Source organism: Paenibacillus sp. GYB003 (assembly GCF_036577625.1).
Classification (GTDB): domain Bacteria; phylum Bacillota; class Bacilli; order Paenibacillales; family NBRC-103111; genus Paenibacillus_AB.
On sequence record NZ_JARBDC010000036.1, the window covers coordinates 57,957 to 65,227 of the forward strand.

Genomic DNA, 7,271 nt, shown 5'->3' on the forward strand with positions numbered 1-7,271 from the left:
TATACTTCCGTCTATATTTCGAATAAGTTCAACGAATCAACTAATCCCCGCATAATCCGGCTAAAATTCCGCATGGCTCCGCCTCATCTTCGCATAGCCCCAAGCCGCTCGCACGAAGCCCGCCGGTTACCCCGGCAGAACCAGCTTACCCATAACGATCGGCTCGGCAAGAGTCCGCCGATTACCCCGGCAGCGCCAGCTTGCCCATAACGGTCGGCACGGCCGCGCCTGTCGCCGACGGCAAATTGTTCGGCAAGCCGAACAAAAAGTTGTTCGCGAACAGCGCGAACGCTACCGCCTCCTTGGCGTCGCTCGACAGGCCGAGCGCCTCCGACGTCGTAATCGCCTGCTCGGGCAGCAGCTCGCCGAGCATCGCCAGCAGCGTGCGGTTGTGGGCGCCGCCGCCGGAGACGATCACTTCCTCCGCAGGCGCGACCGGAAAAACGTACTCGCGGTAGCTTTGCGCGATCGAATGCGCCGTAAACGCCGTAAACGTCGCCACGATGTCGGCGTCCGAAAGCCCGTTCGCCTGCATCCGCGCGATCCGCTCCTGCGCGAACGCTTTGCCGAACAGCTCGCGCCCGGTCGTTTTCGGCGGCCGCATGGCGAAATACGGATGGCTCATCAGCTCCGCCACCGTTTCCGCATCCGCGCGGCCTTCCGCCGCCCACGCGCCGCCGTCGTCATAGCTTCTCGCCCCGCCGGACAGCGTCACGACGGCTTGGTCGATCAGCATATTGCCCGGGCCCGTATCGAAGGCGACGATCCGCTCCGGCAGCGCGCCGGCCGGAATCGCCGTGCAGTTGCCGATGCCGCCGATATTTTGCAGGATGCGCCCCTTCGTTTCGTCGCGGAACAAAATGAAGTCGGCGTACGGCACGAGCGGCGCGCCCTGCCCGCCGACGGCCATGTCGGCGGTGCGGTAATCGCCGACGACCGGCTTGCCGGTCCGCTTCGCGATGACCGAAATATCGCCGATCTGCAGCGTCGAACGGACGAGCGACCAGTCCGCCGCATCCGCGACCGGAATATGCCATACCGTCTGCCCGTGCGAGCTGATCAAGTCGATATCGTCCATGGCAATCCCCGCGTCGGCGGCCGCCCGTACCGCGGCGTTCGCGAACACCTCGGCGATGTAAAAGTTCATGCCGCACACTTTGGCCACGTCCGAATGCTCCACGCTGCAAAGCTCCTTCAGCTTCTCGCGCAGCTTGTCTTCGTACGGCACCGACGTAAACCCGACGAGCTCCGCCTTCGTCTCCGGCCCGTTGCCGCCGACCTTGACGACGGCCGCGTCGACGCCGTCGAGCGACGTGCCGGACATAAGGCCGATAATAAGCCGGCTCGGCTTGTTGATCAAATTCGCGATCATCGCGCTTCCACGCTCCTTCCCGTGCCGGCCGGACAGCTCGCGTCGACGGCGACCGGCAGACGGCCTTTCGTCGCGATTTGCCCGGTCAGCGCCTTCGCCGCCGATTGCAGCGCCAGCGGCCGCGATTCGTACGTCGCGAGGAACGCGGAAACTTGCGGAAACGCCGCGATGTCGTACGGACTCCGCAGCGCGACGACAATCGGCTTCGCTCCTTGCTCCATCATACCACGAACGAGCGCCGATTGGTCGGGGCGCAGCGAGGCGTTGTACGTGCCGACGACGACTTGGCCGAAGCCGCCGCCGACCGCCAGCCCGATCAGCTCCGCCGCCTTGGCGCCGACCTCGTCCAGGGCGACCGTCCGCTCCTCGACCGGGACGCCCTGCGCGGCGATCGCCTGGCCGAGCGTGACCGGCAGGTCGACGGACTCGTCGACCTCCGACACCGCGCCGGCCAGCACGCTGACGACGAGCGTCCGCTCGCGGCGGAGCGGCAGCGCGCCGGCGTCCGCCTTGACGAGCGTGACGCCCGCTTCGCTGATGCGCCGCGCCGTCTCGCGGTGCGCCGGGCTGCCGACGCCGCGGAACGCTTCGCCCGCGAAGTACGCCTCGTCCGCCGCCGTCGTCACCGCTTCCGCCGTCACGCCGCGCCTCTGCTTCATCGCGAGCAGGCGCGCGACGGACGCGTCGATGCGCGCCTCGCCGAGGCGGCCCGCTTCGACGGCGGCGGCGATCGCCTCGATCGCGCCCTCCTGCAAATCGTGGCGGTGGCTGATCAGCACGCAGTCCGCGCCCGCCTCCACGGCCATGACGGCGGCCGCGACCGTGCCGTAATGATCGGCGATCGCCTTCATCTCCATACAGTCGGTCATAATGACGCCGCCGAAGCCGAGCTCCTCGCGCAGCAGGCCGGTCAGGACGGCGCGGGACAGCGTAACCGGCAGCTTCTCCGATTCGAACGCCGGAAAATAGATGTGCGACGACATGATCGCGTCGATGCCCGTTTCGATCGCCCGGCGGAACGGCGCCAGCTCGACGCGGCCGATCCGCTCGCGGCTATGCGATATCGTCGGCAGGTCGAGATGCGAGTCGACGTCCGTGTCGCCGTGTCCGGGAAAATGTTTCGCCGTCGCGCTCACGTTCGCCTCCTGCAGGCCGCGAATCGCCTGGGCGCCGAATTCGGCGACGAGCTCCGGCGATTCGCCGTACGACCGAACCCCGATGACCGGGTTGTTCGGGTTGACGTTCACGTCGAGCACCGGCGCATAGTTCAAATTGACGCCGAGCGCGCGAAGCTCCTTGCCCGTAATGCGCGCGGCATCGTACGCGGCCCGCGCGTCGCCGCCGGCGGCGATCGCCATATTGCCCGGCATGAGCGCGACGCCCTCCGTCAGCCGGGCGACCATGCCGCCCTCCTGATCGATGGCGATCGTCAGCGGCGGCACACCCGCTTCCAGGGCGATGCGCTGCAGCTCCGCGTTCATCGCCGCCACCTGCCGGACGTCCCGCACGTTGCGGGCGAACAGGATGACGCCCCCGATATGCCGCTCCCGGATCAGCCGGGCGATATCCTGGCTCGGCTCCAGGCCGTGGAAGCCGCAATGAATCATTTGCCCGATCTTCTGCCGCAGCGTCATCGCGGACAGCCGCTTCCGGATCGCGTCGCTTTCCGTCGTCTTTGCGTTCAAATCGTTCTCCTCCCTTTATCTAGAGCAAAAACCGCCCAAACGAGTTCGAGCGGCTAATCCCATGTTCATGTTCCGTCAGTCGGATCGATTGTCGCGCGCGCGCGTGCGCCCGCCCGAGCCGGCGGGCGACCGGCTTATCGCCCTACGGCCGAAACGGCGTCGAACCGTTCGCCCGGACGCGCTTCCGGCTCCGCCTTCGAACGCGAGCCGTCCTCGCCGTCCTCCTCCTCGGGCCCGGCCAGCACGTTCGCCGTGACGAGATTGGCGTAGATGCCGTACATGCCGAGGAACAGACAGCCGAAGCCGATAACCGTAATGCCGAGCAGCACGGTCAAGCTGATCAGCTGCACGAACGCCCCGATCGTATAGCCGGGATGGCGCAAAAACAGCTTGACGCTTCGTCCGATCGCGGCGAATGCGCCAATGCCTTCCTGCACGATCAGCGGGAGCGCGTAAATTTGCGAAACGAACACCATCGCGACGAAATACGTCTGGAAAATGGCGAGCGCCAAATGAAGCGTTCCGCTTTTCCCTCCGTAATACCACCACGTCGAAACGATGATCAATATAAAGATCGAATAGACGAGGGCGAGCACGATCGACGGCAGCAAATGCTTCCAGGCGCCGGCGAACAGCTCCCGCACTTTCAGCCGCCCGCTTTTCCCCGTCCGGTGGCTCGCGTACAGCGCCCCGGCGCAAAGCGGTACGAACACGAACGGCAGCACGAACAGCGATATTCCGATCGGCGCGAAAAAGACGAGCGGAACGAGCAGAACCGCCCCCGCGACGCTGAGTATCGCCACAGGCACGATGTCCTCGTACACCCGCTTGGCCGATTGGACGACGATATAGCTTAATTTGCGCATCCCGATTCTCCCTTCGCGCATACGTTCGTTTTGGCCTTCGGCGGCCGCCGGACCGGACGTTAACGGAACCGAATTCCGCTAACGACCGGAATCGACCGCCCTTTTCGGGGCATAACGGAACGAAATTCCGCCAACAGGCCCGAATCCGCGGCCCCGGTTATCGAATGACGATCCGCTGCTCCGTCTCCGGATCGAAGAAATGCATTTTGCCGCGGTCGAAAATGAACTTGATCGTCTGGCCGAGCCGCACGTCCGTTTCCGGGTTGACGCGCGCCGTCACCATCCGCTCGCCGACGCGGAAATAAAGCAGCGTTTCCGCGCCCAGGTTTTCGATCACCTGCACGGTCGCGTTCATCGCGTTCGCGTTCGGGACCGACATTTTTTCCGCGAACACTTCGTCGTAAATATGCTCCGGGCGGATGCCGAGCGTAATTTTTTGGCCGTCGTACGCCTTCAGCGACTTCGCCATCGCCTCGGTCAGCTCGAACGAGGCGCCTTCGACGTGTACCTTGCCGCCCTCGACGCGGGCGTCCATAAAGTTCATCGCCGGAGAGCCGATGAAGCCGGCGACGAACATGTTTTGCGGCTCGTTGTACAGCACGGACGGCGAAGCGATTTGCTGCACGCGTCCTTTGTTCATGACGACGATCCGCTCGCCGAGCGTCATCGCTTCGACCTGGTCGTGCGTGACGTATACGATCGTCGCGCCCAGCCGCTTATGCAGCTCGGCCAGCTCGACGCGCATTTGGACGCGCAGCTTCGCGTCCAGGTTCGACAGCGGCTCGTCGAACAGGAACACCTGCGGGTCGCGCACGATCGCGCGGCCGACCGCCACGCGCTGGCGCTGCCCGCCGCTCAGCTCCTTCGGCTTGCGGTCGAGCATTTCGTTCAGCCCGAGAATGTTCGAGGCTTCCATCACTTTGCGTTCGATTTCGTCCTTCGGCCGCTTCAAGTTTTTCAGGCCGAACGACAAGTTTTCTTTGATCGTCATGTGCGGATACAGCGCGTAATCCTGGAACACCATGGCGATGTCGCGGTCTTTCGGATGCAGGTTGTTGACGATCCGGTCGCCGATGATGATATCGCCGCTCGACTGCGTCTCGAGCCCCGCGATCATGCGCAGCGACGTCGTTTTGCCGCAGCCGGACGGACCGACGAAGACGACGAACTCTTTATCTTGAATGACGAAATTGGAATCGGCCACGGCCGTGAACGTTCCACGCTTTTCGTCGTGATATTCTTTGACGACATTTCTGAACTCGACTTGAGCCATCTTATACCCTCCTGAACGTTTTGCGGCGAGCAAAACTTACTTCGTAAGCGACTGCTTTCATAGATTGAACCGACCGGCAACTTGGAGGGACTTTTTATCCTTTGACCGCCCCGATTGTAATACCCTGCAGGAAATATTTTTGCAGCGAGAAAAACAATACCATCATCGGCAGCGCGCCGATCGTCGCCCCGGCCATAATCGCGCCGTAGTCCGTCGCTTCGGCGAACCGGAAGCTGGCGAGACCGACCTGAATCGTGCGCATCGGATCCGTCTGCGTCACGAGCAGCGGCCAGAAGAAATCGTTCCAGGTCGCCACGAACGTGAAAATCGCCAAAACGGCAAGGCCCGGCTTCGCCATCGGCAAAATGATTTTGCGGAAAATGCCGAACTCGCTGCAGGCGTCGATGCGCGCCGCATGAATGAGCGAAGTGGGCAAGGTGGACATGTACTGCTTCATCAGGAATATGTTGCCTACCGTTACGATCGACGGCAGTATGACAGCTGTATACGTATCGGCCAAATCCAGCACGTTGATGACCAACACGTAAAGCGGAATAAGCGTAACTTGGGCCGGGATCATCATCGTACTGAGCAGCACCCAGAAAATCGTATTGCGCCCCGGAAATTTCAGCTTCGCGAACGCGTACCCGGACAAAGAAGCGAGAAACACGTTCGTGACGGTCACGATCGAAGAAATGAGCAAAGAGTTGAACAGCCAGCGAAGCGCGTTCGTTTTCGTGAAAAATCGTTCGTAAGGCGCCAAAGACCAAATGCTCGGCCACATTTGCGGCCGGAACGAAGCCGACGATTGCGAATCCTGGAACGAACCGATCACCATCCAATAAAGCGGGATGATCGTGATTACGACCCATAACAGTAGAACGGCCGCCGCGATGCTTATAAAAACGACTTTGGATTGCTTGGACATAGCGACCGCCTCCTCAATATTCGATGTCCGACGAAAAATATTTGAACTGGATGACCGACACGAGAATGATAATGCCCGCCAGCACGAACGACTGCGCCGAGGCCAGCCCGAAATCGTAGAAGTTGAACGCCGACTGATAGATCAAGTAGGCGATCGTCGTCGTGGCGTAGTTCGGTCCGCCGGATGTCATCAAATAGACGCTGATGAACACCTGGAACGACGTGATGACGCCGGTTACCATCAAATACAGCGTCGTCGGCTTGAGGAGCGGCCACGTAATTTTCGTAAATTTCGTCCACCCGCTGGCGTGGTCGATGTCCGCCGCTTCGTAGAGCGATTTCGGAATGCCGCCCATCGCCGCCAGGTACAGGATGATGCCGCTGCCGTGCGCGCCCAGCACGTTCATGAGCATGAGCGAATACAGCGCGATGTTCGATTGTCCGAGCCAGACGACCGGGTCGAGACCGAACAGGCCGATGACGCGGTTCATCAATCCGGAAGCGGTCGGGTCGAAGATGGCCAGCCATACGAGCGAAATCGTCACGCCGGAGGCGACGGCGGGCAAATAGAGCGACGCTTTGAAAAACGTTTGCCACCCGTTTTTCATTTGGAAAATGAAGAACGCCAAAATGAACGTGATGGCGATATTGACCGGAACCGTGCCGATCGTGAAAATGACCGTATTTTTGATCGACTTCCAGAAGACGTTGTCCTTGATCATGAACGCGTAGTTGTCGAACCCGATCCATTTGGACTGCATGACGTTGTACTTTTGGAAGCTCATCATAAAGGCCGATATGACCGGATAAAACGTAAACAGCAAAAAGAGGAGTACCGGGGCTAAAATGAATACGTACGCCCAGCCGTAATCTTTCCAAAACTGAACGAACTTCGTATTCGGCGCCTTCGGTCCCGGTATCGCTCCGACCGATTTGTTATCCATTGCCGTCCTCCCAACTGGTCCCCCGAAAGTGAAGAGAACCTTCGTAGCTTATTCCGATTACTTTCGGGGGAGCCCCCCTTCTTTCACCCCAAAAAGTGAAGCTTGTTCTTGGAGCGTATTCCTATTACTTTTCGGGGACCCCGAAACCATTCCCCCGAAAGTGAAGAGAACCTTCGTAGCTTATTCCGATTACTTTCGGGGGAG

6 protein-coding genes are annotated in these 7,271 nt (G+C 61.1%); all 6 read right to left on the bottom strand.

What is annotated here, in order from left to right:
* Nucleotides 1-181: 181 nt before the first annotated feature.
* Nucleotides 182-1,372 carry an anhydro-N-acetylmuramic acid kinase gene (locus PV407_RS13245; RefSeq protein ID WP_332090407.1) on the bottom strand — a complete coding sequence of 397 codons (1,191 nt, stop codon included), beginning with the start codon at nt 1,370-1,372 and terminating at the stop codon, nt 182-184.
* The gene (gene nagZ / locus PV407_RS13250; protein WP_332090408.1) at nt 1,369-3,057 is read right to left on the bottom strand and encodes a beta-N-acetylhexosaminidase; all 1,689 of its coding nucleotides are present in this window, start codon (nt 3,055-3,057) and stop codon (nt 1,369-1,371) included. Before nagZ ends, PV407_RS13245 begins: the two co-directional genes overlap by 4 nt.
* Before the next feature lie 134 nt (nt 3,058-3,191).
* On the bottom strand, nt 3,192-3,923 hold the full coding sequence (locus PV407_RS13255) for a hypothetical protein (protein WP_332090409.1): 732 nt from the start codon (nt 3,921-3,923) through the stop codon (nt 3,192-3,194).
* Between the two features lie 157 nt (nt 3,924-4,080).
* Complete coding sequence (locus tag PV407_RS13260) at nt 4,081-5,196, bottom strand: ABC transporter ATP-binding protein (RefSeq protein ID WP_332090410.1); 1,116 nt, start codon at nt 5,194-5,196, stop codon at nt 4,081-4,083.
* A gap of 94 nt (nt 5,197-5,290) precedes the next feature.
* The gene (locus PV407_RS13265; RefSeq protein ID WP_332090411.1) at nt 5,291-6,124 is read right to left on the bottom strand and encodes a carbohydrate ABC transporter permease; all 834 of its coding nucleotides are present in this window, start codon (nt 6,122-6,124) and stop codon (nt 5,291-5,293) included.
* A gap of 13 nt (nt 6,125-6,137) precedes the next feature.
* Nucleotides 6,138-7,067 (bottom strand): carbohydrate ABC transporter permease, encoded by a 930-nt coding sequence (locus tag PV407_RS13270; protein WP_332090412.1) that lies wholly within the window; start codon nt 7,065-7,067, stop codon nt 6,138-6,140.
* Between the last annotated feature and the right edge of the window lie 204 nt (nt 7,068-7,271).

Bases quoted from the DNA above. Each gene is read 5' to 3' on its own strand.
- PV407_RS13245 (WP_332090407.1), bottom strand. From the start codon at position 1,372: ATGATCGCGAATTTGATCAACAAGCCGAGCCGGCTTATTATCGGCCTT.
- PV407_RS13255 (WP_332090409.1), bottom strand. From the start codon at position 3,923: ATGCGCAAATTAAGCTATATCGTCGTCCAATCGGCCAAGCGGGTGTAC.
- PV407_RS13260 (WP_332090410.1), bottom strand. From the start codon at position 5,196: ATGGCTCAAGTCGAGTTCAGAAATGTCGTCAAAGAATATCACGACGAA.
- PV407_RS13265 (WP_332090411.1), bottom strand. From the start codon at position 6,124: ATGTCCAAGCAATCCAAAGTCGTTTTTATAAGCATCGCGGCGGCCGTT.
- PV407_RS13270 (WP_332090412.1), bottom strand. From the start codon at position 7,067: ATGGATAACAAATCGGTCGGAGCGATACCGGGACCGAAGGCGCCGAAT.